The organism is Nocardioides terrae (assembly GCF_900112345.1).
Taxonomy (GTDB): domain Bacteria; phylum Actinomycetota; class Actinomycetes; order Propionibacteriales; family Nocardioidaceae; genus Nocardioides; species Nocardioides terrae.
In genome coordinates this window covers 1-18913 of record NZ_FOLB01000004.1, presented here as the reverse complement: position 1 = coordinate 18913, position 18913 = coordinate 1, and the positions used below count along the sequence as shown (strand labels likewise).

Sequence of the window (18913 nt, the reverse complement as noted above, 5' to 3'; positions counted from 1 at the left end):
CAGTTAGCGCGACACCCTGTCTCAGTTAGTTCGCCTCGACGGCGATGCCGTCGTCGATGAGGGCGTCCACGTCGTCGATGCCCCACGCGGCGAGCGCCTCGCGGGTGTGGGCGCCGGCCGCCGCGGCCGGCGGGGCGCCCAGCGTGGGCGGGGTACGGCTGAAGCGGGGGGCGGGGGCGGGCTGCAGCAGACCCTCGTGCTCGACCAGGGTCCCGCGGGCCGCGAGGTGGGGATGCTCGGCCGCCTCGATGAGCGTGAGGACGGGCGCGACGCAGGAGTCGGTCCCTTCGAACGTCTCCGCCCACTCGGCCATCGTCCGGGTCGCGAAGGTGGCCGCGAGCGTCTCGCGCATCTCGCCGAAGCGGGTCATGTCGAACTGGCCCGGCATCTCGCGATCGCCGAGGAACGGCCGCAGCCGCTCGCACAGCTCGGCGTAGAACTGGCGCTCCAGCGGGCCGACCGCGACGTGCCGCCGGTCGGAGGTGGCGTAGACGTCGTAGAACGGCAGGCCGCCGTCGAGCACCCCGCTCATCCGCCGGTCCGCGTGGTGCGTGCCCCCCGCGAGCTGGCCGTAGAACATCGTCTGCAGGTGGGCGGTGCCGTCGACGATCGCCGCGTCGACGACCTGCCCCTCGCCGCTGGTCCGTGCCTCGAGCAGGGCGGCGAGGATGCCGATGACGAGGTACGTCGACCCGCCACCGAAGTCGCCGAGGAGGTTCATCGGGAAGTGGGGCCGGTCGGCGTCCTGACCGAGACCGAAGAGCGCCCCCGCGGTGGCGATGTAGGTGATGTCGTGTCCGGCCGCTCCGGCCAGCGGGCCGTCCTGGCCCCACCCGGTCATCCGGGCGTAGACGAGCCGCGGGTTGCGGGCCCGGCAGTCGTCGGGGCCGAGCCCGAGCCGCTCCGCAACACCGGGCCGCATCCCCTCGACGAGGACGTCGGCGCTCTCGGCGAGGCGGAGCACGGTCTGGACCGCCTCGGGTCGCTTGAGGTCGAGGGCCACGCTCGGGCGGCCGCGGTTGGTCAGGTCGTGCGGACCGCCGCCGAGGCGCCCGCCGCCGGGCCGCTCGACGCGGATGACGTCGGCGCCGAGGTCGGCGAGGATCTGGCAGCCGTGCGGACCGGGTCCGATCCCGGCGATCTCGACGACCCTGACGCCACGAAGCGGACCGGTGCCCTGTCCCAGCTGCTGCACCCCGCGATCATGGCAGAGCGACACCTGCGGGGGCCGCGGGGACGGTCGGGATCCGAGGATGTCGCGGACGCCCCGCGCTGCCGGGTGCCGCCGGTCGCGGTGATCCCTACGATGCTGCGCATGGAGGTCGACGTACTCGGCCCCGTGGAGGCTCGACTCGGCGACCGGCTCCTCGACCTGGGTACCCCCAAGCAGCGCGCGGTGCTCGCCGTGCTTGCCCTCGAGCGCGGCCGCCCGGTCTCCGTCGACGCCATCATCGACGTGCTGTGGGGCGAGGACCCGCCGCCCGGCGTCATCGCGACGCTGCAGGCCTACGTCTCCGGGCTGCGCCGGGCTCTCGAGCCGGACCGGGAACGCCGCACCCCGGCGTCCGTACTGGTCACCGTCGCGCCGGGCTACTCGCTGCACGTGGCGGCAGACACGCTCGATGCCGGCCGATTCGAGCGGATCGTCACCGAGGAGGACCGGCGACTGCAGGACGTGCCCGCGCTGGCTGGTGTCGACCTCGAGGGTGCGCTGGCGCGCCTCGACGGCGCGCTCGCGCTGTGGCGGGGCACGCCGTACGCCGACCTGGCGGACGCGCCGGCGGCGGCCGCCGAGCGGACCCGGCTCGAGGAGCTCCGGCTGGTCGCGCTCGAGCGCCGCGCCTCGGTGTCGCTGGCCCTCGGGCGGCACGCGACGCTCACCGGCGAGCTCGAGGCGCTCACCGCGACCTACCCGCTGCGCGAGCGGCTCTGGGCGATGCGCGCCGTCGCGCTCTTCCGCTGCGGCCGCCAGGCGGAGGCGCTCGACACGATCACGCAGGTCCGCACACTCCTCGACGACGAGCTCGGACTCGAGCCCTCGCGCGAGCTCCGCGACCTGCAGACGGCCCTGTTGCGGCAGGACGAGGCGCTGCTGTGGAGGCCACCGCCGGTGGTGGACGGCGTTCCGGCGGCTCGTGCGGGAGGGGCGGGTGGTCTCGAGACGCCTGCTGCGCACGCTCCTCGACCAGCGCAGGACGCTCCCCGAGCTCCCGAGAGCCTCGCGCCGTGGCGCCTCGTCGGGCGCGGCCGTGAGCTGGAGATGCTCACCGGTGCGCTGTCGCGCGCGGCGTCGGGGGTGCCGACCTTCGCGGTGCTGACCGGCGACGCCGGCATCGGGAAGACCCGGCTCGCCGGGGAGATCGTCGAGCGGGCCCGTGCGCTCGGTGCCCGGGTGCTCACCGGACGCGGGTCGCAGGACGACGGTGCACCACCGCTCTGGCCCTGGTCCACGGTCCTGGAGAGCCTCGGGGAGCCGCTGCCCGAGCCGCCGGACGAGCGTGACGACGACGGCAGCCAGTTCCGGGTCTGGGAGCAGATCACCCGGTCCGTACGCCGGGCGGCGACCGCCCGGCCGACGGTGCTCTGGCTCGACGACCTGCACTGGGCCGACTCCTCGAGCCTGCGCGTGCTCCGGCTGCTGGTCGAGACGGCCGAGGCCGAGCGGCTGCTGCTCCTCTCGACGTGGCGCCCCGACAGCAGCCCGATGCTGGCCGACCTGGCCGAGACCCTCGCCCGCAGGCACGCGACGCGCCTCGAGCTGGGCGGGCTGTCGGCCGAGGAGTCGGCGGAGGTGTTCGCCGAGGTCGGCGGCCCGCCTCCCTCGCAGAGCCAGGCCGAGGCGATCAGGTCGCGCACCTCGGGCAACCCGTTCTTCCTGGTCGAGTACGCCCGTCTGGCGGGCTCGCACGGCGACATCGAGCGACTGCTCGAGGAGAGCCCACCGACGGCGGTGCAGGAGGTCGTCGCCCGCCGGCTGGCCCGGCTGCCCGAGCAGACCGTGCGCGCGCTGCGCACCGGCGCCGTGATCGGGCAGAGATTCGACACCGCCACCCTTGCTCGGGCGACGGGGCTCGACGAGGACGACCTGCTCGACCTCATCGACCCGGCCCAGGCGGCGGGGCTGGTCACGGAGGAGGGCGTGGACCGGTTCGGCTTCGGGCACGCGCTGGTCCGCGAGGTGCTCTACGCCGGCCTGCCGGCGTCGCGCCGGGCGCGCGAGCACGCGCGGATCGCGGCGGCGATGGACGAGGTGACCGACCGGGACACGGAGCGGGCGATGCACTGGCTCGCCGCCGGGCCGGCGTACGCCGCCAAGGCCCGGCAGGCCTGTCTGGACGCCGCCGTCGTCGCGCGCCGCCGGCAGGCACGCGAGGACCGGGCCGTGCTGCTGGAGTCTGCGCTCGGCCTGATGGGCACAAATCCGCCGGCCACCGAGGAGGAGCGCTACGACACGCTGATGCAGCTGGCCGACGCCTACCGCTGGCTGGTGCGCTGGGACGACCTGGCGGCCACCGTCCTCAAGGCGGTCGACGTGGCCCGCAGGCTCCGCGACCCGGTCCGGCTTGCCCGCGCCGCCGCGAGCCTCACCGAGGGGGCGCTGTGGGAGCCGGAGTCGCACGGCGACTACACGCGACCGGTCATCGAGGCACTGCGGGAGAGCCTCGACCTGTTGCCGAGCGACGACTCCGAGCTGCGCTGCCGGGTGCTGGTCGCGCTCGCCATGGAGCTCTACGAGGAGGCGCCGTACGACGAGCGGCGGGCCCTGGTCGACGAGGCGCTCGCGATGGCCCGCCGGGTCGGGGACGACGAGCTGCTGCTGCACACGCTGCTCGTCGCCACCCCTGCGCTGTGGAAGCCCAGCACCATGGCTGACCGGCTGGCCCTTGCCACCGAGGCCGCAGACCTCGCCGACCGCACCGGCAACCGGATAGCGCTCGTCTCGGCGTCGGCCCAGCGCGCGATCGCGCTCAACGAGCTCGGCCGGCGGGCCGAGTCCGACGCCGCTCGCGCCGTCGCCCGCGGGCCGGCCGACGAGCTGCGGCTGCACTACCCGCGGATGGTCGTGGAGTCGCTGGGCATCCCCTGGCTCGGGCTCGGCGGCCACATCGAGCAGGCGCGGAAGGTCGCCGACCTGATCGCCGAGCTCGGCTCCCGGGTCTCCCTGCCGGGGTCGAACGCCCTCGTCGTCGGGTGCGGGATCTCGATCCTGGTGTGGTCGGGCGACTACGACGCCGCCGCCCGCACGGTGATGGAGCTGCCGAGCGCGCTCCCCGTGGAGTCCAGCGTGGCGGCGCTGCTCTGCCGGGCCGGCGAGGTCGACGAGGCCCGGGCCTACCGCGAGCGCCATCCCTTCGCGCTCGACGCCGACGACTGGTTCTCGCTGCTCAACTGGAGCCACGCCGCCGAGGCGGCCGCCTACCTCGGCGACGCCCACCTCGGGTCCGCCATGTACGACCGGCTGCTTCCCTACGCCGGCCTCAACTCCTGCGCCGGCTCGGGCAACACCACCGGGCCGGTGGACCGCTACCTCGCCCTTGCCGCCTTCGCCGCCGGGGACCTGGTGGCCGCCACCGCCCACGCCCGCGAGGCCGACCGACTGAGCCGGGAGTGGCACATCCCCGTGCTGCTCAAGCTGCTGGACGACCAGCGGCACCTCTTCGGCTTCTGACCGCGAACGAGACAGACCGGTTACCTGTGGGTAACCTCGGGCCCATGGCCGAGGAGACCAGTCCCTTCCCGCACCTGCTCGCCCCGCTCACGCTGGGGTCGGGGGAGGATGCCGTCACGCTGCGCAACCGGGTGGTGATGGGCTCCATGCACACCGGCCTGGAGGACCGTCGCCTCGACCTGCCGAAGCTCGCCGCCTACTTCGCCGAACGTGCGCGAGGCGGCGCCGGCCTGATCATCACCGGGGGCTACGCACCCAACCGGCGCGGCTGGCTCAAGCCCTTCGCCTCGCAGATGACGTCGCGGCTGCAGGCGATGCGGCACCGCGAGGTCACCGACGCCGTGCACACCGAGGGCGGCGCGATCGCGCTGCAGGTGCTGCACGCGGGGCGCTACGGCTACACCCCGTTCTCGGTCTCCGCCAGCGCGCAGAAGAGCCCGATCACGCCCTTCCGCCCCTCGGCGCTGTCCACCAAGGGCGTCGACCGGACCGCCTCCGACTTCGCGAGGTCCGTCGCACTGGCGAAGAAGGCCGGGTACGACGCCGTCGAGATCATGGGCTCCGAGGGCTACCTGATCAACCAGTTCATCGCCGAGCGGACCAACGACCGCACCGACCGGTGGGGCGGGTCGGCGTACAACCGCATGCGGTTCCCCCTCGAGATCGTCCGGCGCTCCCGCGACCTGGTCGGCGACGGCTTCCCGATCGTCTACCGGATCTCGCTGCTCGACCTGGTCGAGGGCGGCCAGACCTGGGACGAGACGGTCGACCTTGCGCGGGCCCTCGAGGAGGCGGGCGTGACGGTCCTCAACACCGGCATCGGCTGGCACGAGGCGCGCGTCCCCACGATCATCACCCAGGTCCCGCGCGGCATCTGGGTCGACCACACCGCCCGGCTGCGCGCCGAGGTGTCGATCCCGGTCTGTGCGTCGAACCGGATCAACTCACCGGAGATGGCCGAGTCGATCATCGCCTCCGGCCAGGCGGACCTCGTGTCGATGGCGCGCCCGCTGCTCGCCGACCCGGCCTTCGTCAGCAAAGCCGCCGCGGGTCGCGCCGACGAGATCAACACCTGCATCGCCTGCAACCAGGCGTGCCTCGACCACGCCTTCTCCAACCAGAAGGCGTCCTGCCTGGTCAACCCGCGTGCGTGCCACGAGACCACGCTGGTCCTCTCGCCGACCCGCACGCAGCGCACCGTCGCGGTCGTCGGCGCCGGACCGGCCGGCCTCTCGGCTGCGGTCGCGGCCGCCGAGCGCGGTCTCGCCGTGACGCTCTTCGAGCGCCGCACCGAGATCGGCGGCCAGTTCCGGCTCGCCATGGCGGTGCCCGGCAAGGAGGACTTCAAGGAGACGCTGCGCTACTTCGGCCGGCGCCTCGAGGTGCTCGGCGTCGACGTCCGGCTCGGCACCGCCCCGAGCGCCCAGGAGCTGCAGCGCTTCGACGACGTGGTCGTGGCGACCGGCGTGACGCCGCGCATCCCTGACGGCTTCGAGCACCCCGCCGTCGTCACCTACGCGGACGTGCTCTCCGGCCGCGTCGTGCCCGGCCGGCGGGTCGCGGTGATCGGCGCCGGCGGCATCGGCGTCGACGTGTCGGTCGCGCTCACCCATACCGAGGAGACCCCCGAGGAGTGGCTGGCCCACTGGGGCGTGGGCGACCCGGCCTTCGACCGCGGCGGGCTGACCGAGCCGAAGCCGCGCACGCCCGCCCGCGAGGTCACCCTGCTGCAGCGCAAGACCACGCCGATCGGCATCGACCTGGGCAGGACGTCCGGCTGGGCGCACCGGGCCGTGCTGAAGCAGTCGGGCGTGCGGCTCGTCAACGGGGCGTCGTACGACGGCGTCGGCGGGGCGGCCGACGCGCCGGTGCTCCGCTACACCGTCGACGGCGAGGCGCGGACGCTCGAGGTCGACACGATCGTGCTCTGCGCCGGCCAGGAGTCGGTGCGCGACCTCTACGACGAGCTCACCGCGGTGGGCGCGGAGGCGAGCCTCATCGGCGGCGCCGACGTCGCCGCCGAGCTGGACGCCAAGCGGGCGATCGGCCAGGGGACGAGGGTCGCTGCCGCGCTCTGAGCGGGTCAGCTCGGGGCGGCGGCCTGGGCGGCGATGAGCCCTTGGTACCACTCGAAGGACCGCTTCGGCGTCCGCTCGAGGGTGCTGCGGTCGACGTGCACCAGGCCGTAGGGAGTCGTGTAGCCGTGCGCCCACTCGAAGCTGTCGAGCAGCGACCAGACGTAGTAGCCGCGGACGTCGACCCCCCGGGCGATGGCGGCCGAGACGGCCTCGAGGTGGCTGCGGAGGTAGTCGATCCGCGCGGAGTCGTCGACCACGCCGTCGGGGCCGGGTCGCTCCTCGAAGGACGCGCCCGACTCGGTGATGACGAACGGCGGCAGGCCGGCCCGGAAGCGGGCGCGGGTGAGGATCAGCCACTCGCGCAGCGCGTGCGGCACGACCGACCAGCCCGACGCGGTCTGCTCGTGGCCGAGCAGCGGCACGAACCGGAAAGGGGTCTCGGCACCCTCCTCGGCGGCGGCGACCCGGATCGGGCTGTAGTAGTTGACGCCGTAGAAGTCGAGCGGCTGACGGATCGTGGCGAGGTCGCCCGGCCGGACGATGTCCTCCAGGAGCGGCGCCAGGTCGGCCGGGTAGCGGCCGAGCAGCATCGGCTCCAGGAAGAGCCCGTTCCACAGCGTGTCGAAGAGCTTGGTGGCACCGAGGTCGGCCTCGTCGTCGCTCGCCGGCCACATCGGCGCGTGGTTGTTGGCGCAGCCGACGCTCGTGGCGCCGGCCGAGCGCAGCTCGATGGCGGCGCGGCCATGGGCGAGGAGCAGGTGGTGGGCGGCCCAGAGCGAGTCGAAGATGAGGGTGCGCCCCGGTGCGTGCTCGCCCGTGCCGTAGCCCATCATCGCCGCCACGGCCGGCTCGCTGATCGGCACCCAGTGCGCGACCCGGTCGGCGAAGCGGCGACCGACCACGGCGGCGTACTCCGCGAAGGCGTCGACCGTGGCCGGGTTGAGCCAGCCGCCGTCGTCCTCGAGGTACTGCGGCAGGTCGAAGTGGTAGAGCGTCGCCATCGGCTCGATGCCGGCCTCGAGCAGGCCGTCGATCATCCGGTCGTAGAAGTCCAGCCCCGCCTCGTTGGGCGTGCCGCGACCGTCCGGCAGCACGCGCGACCACGAGATCGAGAACCGGTGGCCACGCACGCCGAGGCGGCGCAGCAGCGCGATGTCCTCGTCGAGCCGGTGGTAGTGGTCGGTCGCGACGGACCCGTCCGACCCGTCGACGACCACGCCGGGGCGGGCGGCGAAGGTGTCCCAGATGCTGGGGCTGCGGCCGTCCTCGCTCGCGGCACCCTCGACCTGGTAGGCGGAGGTGCTCGTTCCGAAGACGAAGCCCTCCGGAAGCTGCGGAACGGACACGGGGACAATTGTCCCTGTGTCCGTCGAGATCCGCAGGGGAACCGCCCGTTTCACCGAGCGTGAGGTAGGTCGCGCGACCCGCCACGCGTTCTCCTTCGGAGCGGTCTACGATCCCGCGCACGTCGCGTTCGGCCCGATGATCTGCCACGACGAGCACCTGCTCGGCGACGGCCGAGGCTTCGACACCCACCGGCACGCCGGGCTCGAGATCGTGACCTGGGTCGTCTCGGGCGCGCTGACCCACACCGACTCCGCCGGTGCCGCCCACACACTCGTGGCCGGCGAGGTCGGGCACCTCCACGCGGGCTCGGGGGTGGAGCACAGCGAGGTCGCCGCCGCGCCGCAGACCAGGTTCGTGCAGGTGTGGCTGCGGTCGGAGGACACCGGCCAGCCGTCGTACGGCGTCCACGCGGTCTCTCGCGGGGAGCTCGTCGAGGCGCTCGAGGTCAACGGCTCGACGCTGTGGGTGTCGCACCTCGCGGCGGGCGGGTCGGTGGCCCTGCCGGTCGTCGACCGCCTGCACGTCTACGTCGCCTCGGGTGCGCTGCTCCGGAACTCGCTGGCCGAGCCGCTCGCGGCCGGCGACGCGCTGCTCGCCACCGAGGAGCCGGGCCCGCTCGTCGCCACCGCGGCGGTCGACTCCGTGCTGCTCGTCTGGGCGCTTGCAGCGGAGGACCAGACCACCTGAGGCAATTCGGGCAAAGCCGTCACCGAGGGCCCGCCGCACCTTTACTGTCTCCACCCATGGCCCCGACCCTTCCTCGGCCGTGGCCGGATTCAGCGCGCTCGGGGCCGCTCGTCGAGAGCTGGCAGCTGGTTCGGACCGGCTCCATCCGTCGCGCCGCGAGCGAGCTCGCGGCCGCCCTCCGCCGTGTCCGCACCCCCGAGGACCGGGCCGCGCACGCCGCGCTGCTGCTGACCTGTCGGCTCGCGTCGGGCGACCTGTCGGGGGCGGCGGTCGCCGGCACCGTGCTCGAGCCGTCGCTGGTCGAGAGCGGGACGCCGGGCGTCCTGGCCCGGCTCGCGCACGCCGAGCTCGCCGCCGCAGCCGGCGACCACGAGCGCGCGCTGATGCACTTCCGCCGGGCGGGTCGGCTCTCCGACGCCGACGGCTCCGCCCTCGTGCCCTGGCGGTCGGGCGCGGCGCTGGCCATGGTGCGGCTCGGCCAGCGCCCCGAGGCGACCGAGCTCGCCCGCGGCCTGCTCGCGCTCGCCGAGGAGATGGCCGACCCGTGGCACCTCGCCGTCGCCCTGCGGACAGTCGCGAGCGTCGACCCCACCGCCGACGCACTGACCTCGCTCGACCGCTCGCGCGGCCTCGCCCGGGCCGCCGACGACCGGCGCCTCGCCGCGCAGGTCGACACCGACCTGGCCGGGATGCTGCTGCTCCTCCCCGGGAGCGAGCACGGGCGCACCGTCGGCCTGCTCCGAGCGGCCGAGGACTACGCCATCGGCGAGGCCCTGTGGCCGCTGCACGGCCGGATCTCGCGCCTCCTCGGGCGCGCCGGCGAGCGGGCCCGGCCGCTGCACGAGGAGGCGATCGCCCAGCTGACCGGTGGCGAGCGCCGGGTCGCACAGCTGGCCGCGCGCGGGCTCACCAACCGGCAGATCGCCGAGCAGCTCACGGTGACGATCAAGGGCGTCGAGTGGCACCTCTCGCGGGTCTACCGCAAGCTCGCGATCAGCTCGCGCGAGGAGCTCGTGCCGCTGCTCGACGACGCCGCGCACGTCCCGGCCACCGCCTGAGATCCGCAGCGGCGTCGCCGGCAGCGCCGCGGCTCACCCGGCGGGCAGCGCGACGTACGTCGTCTCGAGGTACTCCTCGATGCCCTCGAACCCGCCCTCCCGGCCGAAGCCGGACGCCTTCATCCCGCCGAACGGGGCGGCGGCGTTGGAGATCAGGCCGGTGTTGACCCCGACCATGCCGTAGTCGAGCGACTCGGCCAGCCGGATGGTGCGGGCCAGGTCGCGCGTGTAGACGTAGGAGGCCAGCCCGTACTCGGTGGCGTTGGCGCGCTCGATCGCCTCCTCCTCCGTCGTGAAGGTGAGGATCGGCGCGACCGGCCCGAAGATCTCCTGCGTGTTGATCTCCGACTCGGGGTTCACGTCGAGCAGAACCGTCGGGCTGTAGAAGAACCCGGGGCTGTCCGGCGCCGCGCCGCCGGTCAGGACCCGAGCGCCGTCGTGGACGGCGTCGGTGACGAGCTGGTGCACCGACTCGACGGCCTTCTCCTCGATGAGCGGGCCGACGTCGACGCCGCTGTCCTGCCCGCGGCCGACGACGAGCTTGCCCATGCGGGTGGCCAGCTTCTCGGCGAACTCCTCGGCCACGTCGGCGTGCACGAGGAAGCGGTTGGCGGCGGTGCAGGCCTCGCCCATGTTGCGCATCTTGGCGATCATCGCGCCCTCGACCGCCGCGTCGACGTCGGCGTCCTCGAAGACCAGGAAGGGGGCGTTGCCGCCGAGCTCCATGCTGATCCGCAGCAGCTGGTCGGCCGACTGCTTGACCAGCAGCCGGCCCACCGGCGTGGAGCCGGTGAAGGAGACCTTGCGCAGCCGGTCGTCCGCCATCAGCGCCTTCGACATGGCGCCGGAGTTGCTGGTCGGCACCACGTTGAGCACGCCGTCCGGCAGCCCCGCCTCGGCGAGGATCGCGGCGAGGGCGAGCATCGTGAGCGGCGTCAGCTCGGCCGGCTTGACGACCATCGTGCAGCCGGCGGCGATCGCCGGACCGATCTTGCGGGTGCCCATCGCGAGCGGGAAGTTCCACGGCGTGACGAAGAGGCACGGGCCGACCGGCTTCTTGATGGTCAGCAGCCGCGAGGTGCCGGCGGGGTTCTGCATCCAGCGGCCGTGGATGCGCACGGCCTCCTCGGAGAACCAGCGGAAGAACTCGTTGCCGTAGGTCACCTCGCCCTTCGCCTCGGCGACGGTCTTGCCCATCTCGAGGCTCATCAGCTCAGCCAGGTCGTCGGCGCGCTCGTTGACCAGCTCGAAGGCACGGCGCAAGATCTCGCCGCGGTCCCGGGGTGCCGTGTGCGCCCAGTCCGACTGCGCGGCGGCCGCGGCGTCCAGCGCGTCCATGGCGTCGTTGACGCCGCCGTCGGCGACCCGGGCCAGCACGGAGCCGTCGGCGGGGTCGTAGACGGCGAACGTCTCGCCGCCCTCCGCGTCGCGCCAGCTGCCGCCGATGAAGAGCCCGCGCTGCTCCGGGCCGAGGAGGTCAAGTCCGCTCATGAGGTCCAGCGTGCCACCTCGGCGGAGTGTTTCGACACACCGGTCCTGGCGTTATGCTGGGTCGGTCGACTTGAGGAGGGAGCACTCCGCATTCGACCGCGCCCCTCGCTGACCCCATGCAGAGAGGGGCGCGCTGCATTTGACCCGGCTATCCGCGCCGGGCCGCCCACTTGCCGAAGTCGATGCCCTTGCGCTTCGCGATCCGGCGCAGCTGCGCCCGGTCCGGCGCCCGGACGACCTCGGGCTGGATGGTCGAGTCCTGGTCGGCGTACGCGCGCTGCTGCTCGGCGAGCGCCGGAGCTGTCGCGGCCGCCTTCTGTCGCGTCGCGGCGGTGACGGTCAGCGCGGCGCCCGTCAGAGGCGTGCTGACGAGCGGCGTGTAGCCGCTCGACTGGCCCGACCGGTTGGGGTGGTAGCTCTCGCTGATCGGGCTGGAGAAGCCGTTGATCCACTCCGTGGCGTCGCAGACGGCATGCCCGGTGAAGCGGCTGATCGGGTTGACGAAGGAGAAGCCCCTCGCGGCGGCCGCGCTCGCGGTGACGCTGTCGAGCAGCGTGGCGGTGTCGTTGAGGATCGTCTCGTCCGCGGGGGAGAACCAGGTCGCCGCGTTGCAGTCCTCGCCCATGAAGATCTTCGGGTAGCCGACGACGACCACCTTCGCCTTCGGCGCCCTGGATCGGATGCTCGCGTAGAGCGTCGAGAGCCGGCCCGGCAGCGCGGTGCGGATGAAGGACTGGGCCGCGCTCACCGCGCCCGCGCAGTCGCTGGCCCAGGCGGGCAGCGCGCACTCGGTGATCACGTCGGCGAAGCCGGCGTCATTGCCGCCGACCGAGATCGTGACATAGCCGGTCGTGCTGGACAGCGCGCTCAGCTGGGTGCTCGTGACGTCAGCGGTGGTCGCTCCGGAGCAGGCGCGGAAGTTCAGGCGATAGCCCTTGGCCGCCGCGACCAGGCTCGGATAGGCGTAGGTCGAGCGCTGGCAGGTGGATCCGTCGTCGATGTAGGACCGGGTGCCCACCCCGGAGCTGTAGGAGTCACCGAGCGCCACGTACGACGGCGCCGCCGCCTGCACGGGCGCCATCGATGCGACGGTGGCGGTCAGCGCGGCGGCGAGCACCGCGGCGAGGGTGGACAGGACCGAGCGATGCCGACGAGGCATGAGGTCTCCCGAGAGGTGCGGGACCGCCCCATGCGATCCACTGTCACACGACTACACCCGAAACCTCGGCTTGACCAGCAGCGACGCCGATCCGTCACTTGTGGCGGGGCTTGCGCTCCTTCTTGGGGGCGTCGTCGCGGTTCTCGCGGCGGTCGTCCCGACCCTCGTCGCGCCGGCCACGCGGGCCGCCGGAGCGGGCGCCCGACGCGCCCCGGTCGGCCTGGAGCTCGATGAGCTTGCCGCTGATCCGGGTGTGCTCCAGGGCGGCCCAGGTCTCGGGCGCGAGCTCGGCGGGCAGCTCCACGAGGGAGAAGTCCGGCCGGATGGAGATGTTGCCGAAGTCGGCGCGGCGCAGGCCGCCCTCGTTGGCGATCGCGCCGACGATCTGGCGCGGCTCGACCCGGTGCCGCTTGCCGACGTTGATGCGGTACGTCGCCAGGGGCTGGTCGGAGATCCGGGAGCGACCCGACTCCCGCGGCCGGTCGCCGCGGTCACCCCGCTCAGGGCGGTCGGTGCGCTGGCGGCGTGCGGGCTCGGGCCGCTCCTCGAGCAGCAGCGGCTCGTCGCCGTGCAGCAGCGCGGCGAGCGCGGCAGCCACCTCGAGCTCGGGGACGTCGAACTCGGTGACGTAGTGCGCGACGACGTCGCGGAAGAAGGAGATCCGGTCCTTCTCGGCCAGCGCGGCGGTGATCCCCTCGTCGAAGCGGTTGAGGCGGGTCGCGTTGACCTCGTCGACGCTCGGGAGCTGCATCTCGGCCGGGGTCGACCTGGTGTGCTTCTCGATCGCCTTGAGCAGCCAGCGCTCGCGCGGGGTGACGAAGGAGATCGAGTCGCCGCTGCGGCCGGCGCGGCCGGTGCGGCCGATCCGGTGGACGTAGGACTCGACGTCGGTCGGCAGGTCGTAGTTGACGACGTGGGAGATGCGCTCGACGTCGAGACCGCGAGCGGCGACGTCGGTCGCGACCAGGATGTCGAGGGAGCCGTCCTTGAGCTGGTTGACGGTCTTCTCGCGCTGGTTCTGCGCGATGTCGCCGTTGATCGCGGCGGCGGCGTAGCCGCGCGCGCGCAGCTTCTCGGCGAGCGTGTCGGTCTCGGACTTCGTGCGCGCGAAGACGATCATCGCCTCGAAGTTCTCGACCTCGAGGATGCGGGTGAGCGCGTCCAGCTTCTGCGGGTAGGAGACCATCAGGTAGCGCTGGGTGATGTTGGCGGCGGTGGCGGTCTTGGACTTGACCTGCACCTCCTTGGGGTTGCGCAGGTACTGACCCGTGAGCGCCTTGATCTGGCGCGGCATGGTGGCCGAGAACAGCGCGACCTGCTTCTCCTCCGGGGTCGAGGCGAGGATCGTCTCGATGTCCTCCGCGAAGCCCATCGAGAGCATCTCGTCGGCCTCGTCGAGGACGAGGAAGCGCAGCTCGGAGAGGTCGAGGGTGCCCTTGTCGAGGTGGTCCATGATCCGGCCGGGGGTGCCGACGACGACGTGCACGCCGCGCTTGAGCGCGGTCAGCTGCGGGCCGTAGGCCGAGCCGCCGTAGATCGGGAGGAAGCGGATGCCGGGCAGGTTGCTGGCGTAGCGCTCGAACGCCTCGCAGACCTGGATGGCGAGCTCGCGGGTCGGGGCGAGGACCAGCGCCTGCGGCCGCTTGGTCTCGTAGGGGTCGATGTTGGACAGGATCGGCAGCGCGAAGGCGGCCGTCTTGCCGGTGCCGGTCTGCGCCAGGCCGACGACGTCGCGGCCCTCCAGCAGCGTCGGGATGGTGGCGGCCTGGATGGCCGACGGGGTCTCGTAGCCGAGCTCCTTGATGGCCTCGAGGACCCCGGCGGACAGGCCCAGCTCGTCGAAGGTGGGGCCGGTCGGTTCGGGGGAAGTCTCGTCGCTCACCCGACAACGGTAGTGCGTCGGCGTATAGCACGGGGATTCCCCGGCGCGGTGCGCTGGGTCACCTCCGGGCGACCCCGGCTCAGTCGCCGGTCACTCCCCCGTCACTCGCCGGTCACTCGCCGGTCACTCGACCGTGACCGACTTGGCGAGGTTGCGCGGCTTGTCGATGTCGAGCCCGAGCGACTCGGCGGCGTGGAAGGCCAGCAGCTGCAGCGGGATGGTGAGCAGGATGGGGTCCAGCTCCCGCTCCAGCCGGGGTACGTCGATCCGCCGCACGTCCAGCGCTCCGAGGTCGACCCCGTCGTGGGTGACGACCACGAGCGGCCCGCCGCGGGCGGCGATCTCGTGCAGCGCCGCCACGTTGCGCTCGGTGAGCTCGTCGTCGGGAACGATCGCGACGGTCGGCACCTCGGGCGAGATCAACGCGAGCGGGCCGTGCTTGAGCTCGGAGGTCTGGTAGGCCTCCGCGTGCCGGTAGGAGATCTCCTTCAGCTTCTGGGCGCCCTCGCGGGCGACCGGGTAGCCGCGGACGCGGCCGACGAAGAACATCGAGTCGCACTGCGCGAGGTCGGCCGCGATCTCGGCGATCTCGTCCTCGAGCTTGAGCACCTGCTCCAGCTTGGCGGGCAGCTCCTGCAGCGCGTTGACCAGCCGCTTGCCGTCGGCGATGGACAGGTCGCGGACGCGGCCCAGCTGCAGGGCCAGCAGTGCGAAGGCGACGTACATGTTGGTCAGCGCCTTGGTGGACGCGACGGCGATCTCGGGGCCGGCGTGGAGGTAGATGCCGCCGTCGCAGGCGCGGGCGATCGCCGAACCCACCACGTTGACCAGGCCGATGACCCGGCCGCCCTTGCGCCGGATCTCCTCCACGGCCAGCAGGGTGTCGATCGTCTCGCCGGACTGCGACACCGCGACGTAGAGTGTGTCGGGCTCGATGACCGGGTCGCGGTAGCGGAACTCCGAGGCCGCCTCGGCGTCGGCGGGGATGCGGGCCAGCTCCTCGACGAGCGCGGCGCCCATCTGGCCGACGTAGTAGGCCGACCCGCAGCCGAGCATCTTGACCCGGCGGATCGCCCGCAGCTCGCGGGCGTCGAGATTGAGTCCGCCGAGGTGGGCGGTGCCGAACCGGTCGTCGAGCCGGCCGCGCAGGGCACGCTCGACGGCGGCGGGCTGCTCGAGCATCTCGGCGTACATGCGCGACTCGCCGTCCTCCAGCCCGTGCTCGTACGCCGACGGGTCGACGTCGACCTTCGTGGCCGTGGTCGCCGAGCGGCTCAGGTCCTGCCGGAAGGTGGTGAACCCGCCCGCGGTGACGGTGGCCAGCTCGCCGTCCTCGAGGTGGGCGACGGTGGTGGTGTGCCGGACGATCGCGGCCAGGTCGGAGGCCACGAACATCTCCTTCTCCCCCACGCCGACGATGAGCGGGCTGCCGTTGCGGGCCACCACGATGCGGTCGGGGAAGTCGGCGTGCACGACGGCGAGGCCGTAGGTCCCCTCGACCGACCCCACGGCCTCGACGACCTTGCCCTCGAGGGTGTCGGCGGTGCTGCGCGCGATCAGGTGCGCGAAGACCTCGGTGTCGGTGTCGCTGACCAGCTCCACACCAGCGTCGGTCAGCCGCTGGCGGAGCGCCGCGGCGTTGTCGACGATGCCGTTGTGGACGACCGCCACGCTGCCGGCCAGCCCGCCCGCCTCGGTGTGCGGGTGGGCGTTGACGTCGTTGGCCGGGCCGTGCGTCGCCCAGCGCGTGTGGCCGATGCCGAGCTTCCCGGCGAACCGCTTCGGCAGGCCCTCGCTCAGGTCACGGACGCGTCCGGCGCGCTTGGCGACCCGAAGGCCGCTCGGGCCGACGACGCCGACACCGGCCGAGTCGTAGCCGCGGTGCTCGAGCCGCGCGAGACCCTCCAGCAGCAGCGGCGCCGCCTGCTGGCTTCCGACGTATCCCACGATCCCGCACATGCCGTTCTCCTCTTCTCGGTCCCGGCGGTCAGCCGTAGATCATCCGCCGCAGCTGACGTTCGCTGAGGCGCGGTGCGGCCACGACACGGCCGGCCAGCTCCTCGGCGATCCGGGCGAAGATCTCGTCGTTCTTCGACCCGGCCGTCCTCAGCTGCGCGTGCCTGCGCCGGACGAACTCCTCGACGGGCTCCGCGTGGTAGGCGACGACGTCGTCGATCAGCCGGGCCGCCTCGGCGGGGGTGAGACCCGTGGTGGCGACGACGTGGTCGACGAGCGACTGCTCAGACACGACACCCACCCTGACGGGAAGCCGGGCACTTTTGCAAGTTCCTGCCCGGAATCGGGCAGAGATGCGATGGACGGCAGTCTGCCGACGCCTCGATGAGTCCTAATGGCCGCCCCGAGGCCCGTTCACCCGACGTTCTCCTCGGATCGGGAATCAAATCGGCCTGCACAGCATTGAGAGTGGTTGAACGTTTGATCATCTACGCCACAGGAGCAGCACCATGGGCATCTTCAGCAAGAACACGGACGACTTCGACGCGCCGACCAGTGTCATCGAGGACCTCAGCGGCGACTGGGCCATCGACCCGTCGCACACGCGGATCGGCTTCAGCGCTCGGCACGCCATGGTGACGACCGTCCGCGGTCAGTTCACCCAGTTCGAGGGCACCGCCCACATCGACACCGCGAACCCCGCCAGCTCCACCGTCACCCTCACGATCAAGGGCGAGAGCATCGACACCGGCAACGCCGACCGTGACGCGCACCTGCGCTCCGGCGACTTCTTCGAGAACGAGACCTACCCCGACATCACCTTCGTGTCGACCGGTGTCGAGCGCGACGGCGACGAGTGGGCCGTCACCGGCGACCTGACCATCAAGGGCGTCAGCAAGCCGATCACCGTCGTCTTCGAGTCCACCGGCTCGGCCCAGGACCCGTTCGGCAACACCCGCGCCGGCTTCGAGGGCACCGCCACCGTCAACCGCAAGGACTGGGGCATCAACTGGAACGCCGCCCTCGAGACCGGTGGCGTCCTCGTCTCCGACAAGATCAAGCTCGAGTTCGACGTCTCGGCGATCAAGACCGCCTGACCCCAACCGCTGAGTCGGCAGAAGCTCGCGTCACCCTCGCGAACTTCTGCCGACTCGCCGTTCCAGGGCGAGAGCCCTCTGCCGACTCGGCACGTCAAGTCATCCCCAAGTGGGGCGTGATGGGCTTCCGGCATGGAGCAACCCACCCTTCCCGAGGGCTACACCCGGCGGCCGCTCGCGCTGGCCGACGCCGAGCGGATCGCCGACGTCATGGGCGCGGAGGAGCTGCTCGCGACCGGTGAGGTCGGCGTCGAGGCGGCCGACCTGGTCGCCGACTGGTCGGAGCCGTCGTACGACCTCGCCACGCACAGCGTCGGCGTCCTCTCCCCCGACGGCGACCTGGTCGGCTACGCCGAGGCGTACGGCGGCGACCGCGCTGACGCGGCGGTGCATCCCGACCACCACGGGCTCGGCATCGGCACCGCCCTCGCGCGCTGGGTCGTCGCGCGTGCGGGCGAGCTCGGCGCCGATCGCGTCGGCATGCCCAACCCGGTCGGGTCACCCGGCGACCGGCTGCTCGAAGCGCTGAGCTGGGAGGCGCGCTGGACGTCCTGGGTGCTCGAGCTGCCGGAGGGGCGCACGGTGCCGGAGCGACCGCTGCCCGAGGGCCACACGATCCGCGAGGCGACCGGCGCCGACTACGAGCAGGCGTGGGACGTCGTGGAGTCGGCGTTCCTGGAGTGGTCGGAGCGCCCGCGACAGCAGTTCGACAAGTGGCTGCACCACGTCCTCGGCCGGCCCGGCTTCGAGCCCTGGAACCTGCGCGTGGCCACCGACCCGGACGGCGCGATCGTCGGGGTGGTGATCATCCTGCTCTACGGCGTCGACGACCCCGACGGCGCCGAGGGGTTCATCGAGAAGGTCGCGGTCCGCCGCGACCGGCGCGGGCTCGGGCTCGGGCAGGCCCTGCTGGCCGAGTCGTTCGCGTGCGCCCGCGCCCACGGCGCGGTCCGGTCACGGCTGTCCACCGACTCCCGGACCGGCGCGCTCTCGCTCTACGAGCGGGTCGGCATGCAGGTGATCCAGGAGTGGGTCAACCGCGCAGCGCCGACCTCCCCGCACCTGTCGCCGGTCGAGTAGCCCGAGCTGCTGGGCGAGGGCCTGTCGAGACTACCCGGGGATGGTCTCGATACGCCGCCTCGCTGGCGCTCGGCGGCTACTCGACCAGCGAAGGCTCACGGCTACCCGACCAGCGAAGGCTCACGGCTACCCGACCAGCGAAGGCTCACGGCTACCCGACCAGCGAAGGCTCACGGCTACTCGACCAGCGAGTACCTCTCAGTGGGCGGGGGTGCCCGGGGAGAGCTCGGGCTCCACGCCCGTGTCGCCCACGTCGACGCTGTAGTCCGCCGGCGCCGTCGAGTCGACACCGTCGGGGACCTTGAGCGCCCGCAGGATCAGCGTGCCGGCGATCGCGATGACGAGGTTGATCAGCAGCGCCATCAGGGCGACGTAGACCTTGGTGTCGGTGCCCCAGAACGTCGCGAGC

General features: G+C 72.7%; 13 protein-coding genes and 1 pseudogene. 6 read left to right on the top strand and 8 right to left on the bottom strand.

Features of this window, described 5'->3' with window-relative positions; all coding sequences use genetic code 11:
- Positions 1-25 precede the first annotated feature (25 nt).
- Complete coding sequence (locus BM236_RS06465; RefSeq protein ID WP_091121613.1) at positions 26-1195, bottom strand: CaiB/BaiF CoA transferase family protein; 1170 nt, start codon at positions 1193-1195, stop codon at positions 26-28.
- Positions 1196-1315: 120 nt separating this feature from the next.
- Between BM236_RS06465 and BM236_RS06460 the strand changes: the two genes are divergently transcribed.
- Together BM236_RS06460 and BM236_RS06455 are read left to right on the top strand one after the other, a co-directional pair.
- Positions 1316-4669: an ATP-binding protein gene (locus BM236_RS06460; protein ID WP_175507578.1), complete on the top strand. Its 3354-nt coding sequence runs from the start codon at positions 1316-1318 to the stop codon at positions 4667-4669.
- Positions 4670-4713: 44 nt separating this feature from the next.
- The gene (locus BM236_RS06455; RefSeq protein WP_091121608.1) at positions 4714-6747 is read left to right on the top strand and encodes an NADPH-dependent 2,4-dienoyl-CoA reductase; all 2034 of its coding nucleotides are present in this window, start codon (positions 4714-4716) and stop codon (positions 6745-6747) included.
- Positions 6748-6752: 5 nt separating this feature from the next.
- Here the strand turns inward: BM236_RS06455 and BM236_RS06450 are convergent, their stop codons facing one another.
- Entirely contained in the window at positions 6753-8093 is a 1341-nt protein-coding gene (locus tag BM236_RS06450; protein ID WP_091121606.1) for a GH1 family beta-glucosidase, read from the bottom strand.
- A gap of 16 nt (positions 8094-8109) precedes the next feature.
- On the opposite strand from BM236_RS06450, the gene BM236_RS06445 reads away from it, so the two are divergent.
- Together BM236_RS06445 and BM236_RS06440 are read left to right on the top strand one after the other, a co-directional pair.
- Positions 8110-8781, top strand: coding sequence for a pirin family protein (locus tag BM236_RS06445; RefSeq protein WP_175507577.1), 672 nt, complete (start codon positions 8110-8112; stop codon positions 8779-8781).
- 56 nt (positions 8782-8837) lie between these two features.
- On the top strand, positions 8838-9839 hold the full coding sequence (locus BM236_RS06440) for a helix-turn-helix domain-containing protein (protein ID WP_091121602.1): 1002 nt from the start codon (positions 8838-8840) through the stop codon (positions 9837-9839).
- A gap of 33 nt (positions 9840-9872) precedes the next feature.
- On the opposite strand, the gene BM236_RS06435 is transcribed toward BM236_RS06440, so the two are convergent.
- The 5 genes from BM236_RS06435 to BM236_RS06415 form a co-directional block, all read right to left on the bottom strand.
- Entirely contained in the window at positions 9873-11330 is a 1458-nt protein-coding gene (locus tag BM236_RS06435; protein ID WP_091121599.1) for an NAD-dependent succinate-semialdehyde dehydrogenase, read from the bottom strand.
- Between the two features lie 148 nt (positions 11331-11478).
- Entirely contained in the window at positions 11479-12489 is a 1011-nt protein-coding gene (locus tag BM236_RS06430; RefSeq protein ID WP_091121597.1) for an SGNH/GDSL hydrolase family protein, read from the bottom strand.
- Between the two features lie 94 nt (positions 12490-12583).
- Positions 12584-14371 carry a DEAD/DEAH box helicase gene (locus BM236_RS06425; protein WP_091121594.1) on the bottom strand — a complete coding sequence of 596 codons (1788 nt, stop codon included), beginning with the start codon at positions 14369-14371 and terminating at the stop codon, positions 12584-12586.
- 123 nt (positions 14372-14494) lie between these two features.
- Positions 14495-16330 carry a glutamine--fructose-6-phosphate transaminase (isomerizing) gene (glmS, locus tag BM236_RS06420; RefSeq protein ID WP_091121591.1) on the bottom strand — a complete coding sequence of 612 codons (1836 nt, stop codon included), beginning with the start codon at positions 16328-16330 and terminating at the stop codon, positions 14495-14497.
- A gap of 28 nt (positions 16331-16358) precedes the next feature.
- Positions 16359-16619, bottom strand: coding sequence for a hypothetical protein (locus BM236_RS06415; RefSeq protein ID WP_091122227.1), 261 nt, complete (start codon positions 16617-16619; stop codon positions 16359-16361).
- A 217-nt stretch (positions 16620-16836) separates the two neighbouring features.
- On the opposite strand from BM236_RS06415, the gene BM236_RS06410 reads away from it, so the two are divergent.
- Positions 16837-17424, top strand: a complete 588-nt coding sequence (locus tag BM236_RS06410) for a YceI family protein (protein ID WP_091121589.1) — start codon at positions 16837-16839, stop codon at positions 17422-17424.
- A 132-nt stretch (positions 17425-17556) separates the two neighbouring features.
- On the top strand, positions 17557-18504 hold the full coding sequence (locus tag BM236_RS06405) for a GNAT family N-acetyltransferase (RefSeq protein WP_091121588.1): 948 nt from the start codon (positions 17557-17559) through the stop codon (positions 18502-18504).
- Positions 18505-18702: 198 nt separating this feature from the next.
- Here the strand turns inward: BM236_RS06405 and BM236_RS18895 are convergent.
- A pseudogene (locus tag BM236_RS18895) lies at positions 18703-18913 on the bottom strand (sodium:solute symporter); the annotation flags it as partial.

Excerpts from the sequence above, each read along its gene's own strand:
- BM236_RS06435 (WP_091121599.1), bottom strand. The coding sequence starts at position 11,330 with ATGAGCGGACTTGACCTCCTCGGCCCGGAGCAGCGCGGGCTCTTCATC.
- BM236_RS06405 (WP_091121588.1), top strand. The coding sequence starts at position 17,557 with ATGGAGCAACCCACCCTTCCCGAGGGCTACACCCGGCGGCCGCTCGCG.
- BM236_RS06460 (WP_175507578.1), top strand. The coding sequence starts at position 1,316 with ATGGAGGTCGACGTACTCGGCCCCGTGGAGGCTCGACTCGGCGACCGG.
- BM236_RS06455 (WP_091121608.1), top strand. The coding sequence starts at position 4,714 with ATGGCCGAGGAGACCAGTCCCTTCCCGCACCTGCTCGCCCCGCTCACG.
- BM236_RS06410 (WP_091121589.1), top strand. The coding sequence starts at position 16,837 with ATGGGCATCTTCAGCAAGAACACGGACGACTTCGACGCGCCGACCAGT.
- BM236_RS06440 (WP_091121602.1), top strand. The coding sequence starts at position 8,838 with ATGGCCCCGACCCTTCCTCGGCCGTGGCCGGATTCAGCGCGCTCGGGG.
- BM236_RS06430 (WP_091121597.1), bottom strand. The coding sequence starts at position 12,489 with ATGCCTCGTCGGCATCGCTCGGTCCTGTCCACCCTCGCCGCGGTGCTC.
- glmS (WP_091121591.1), bottom strand. The coding sequence starts at position 16,330 with ATGTGCGGGATCGTGGGATACGTCGGAAGCCAGCAGGCGGCGCCGCTG.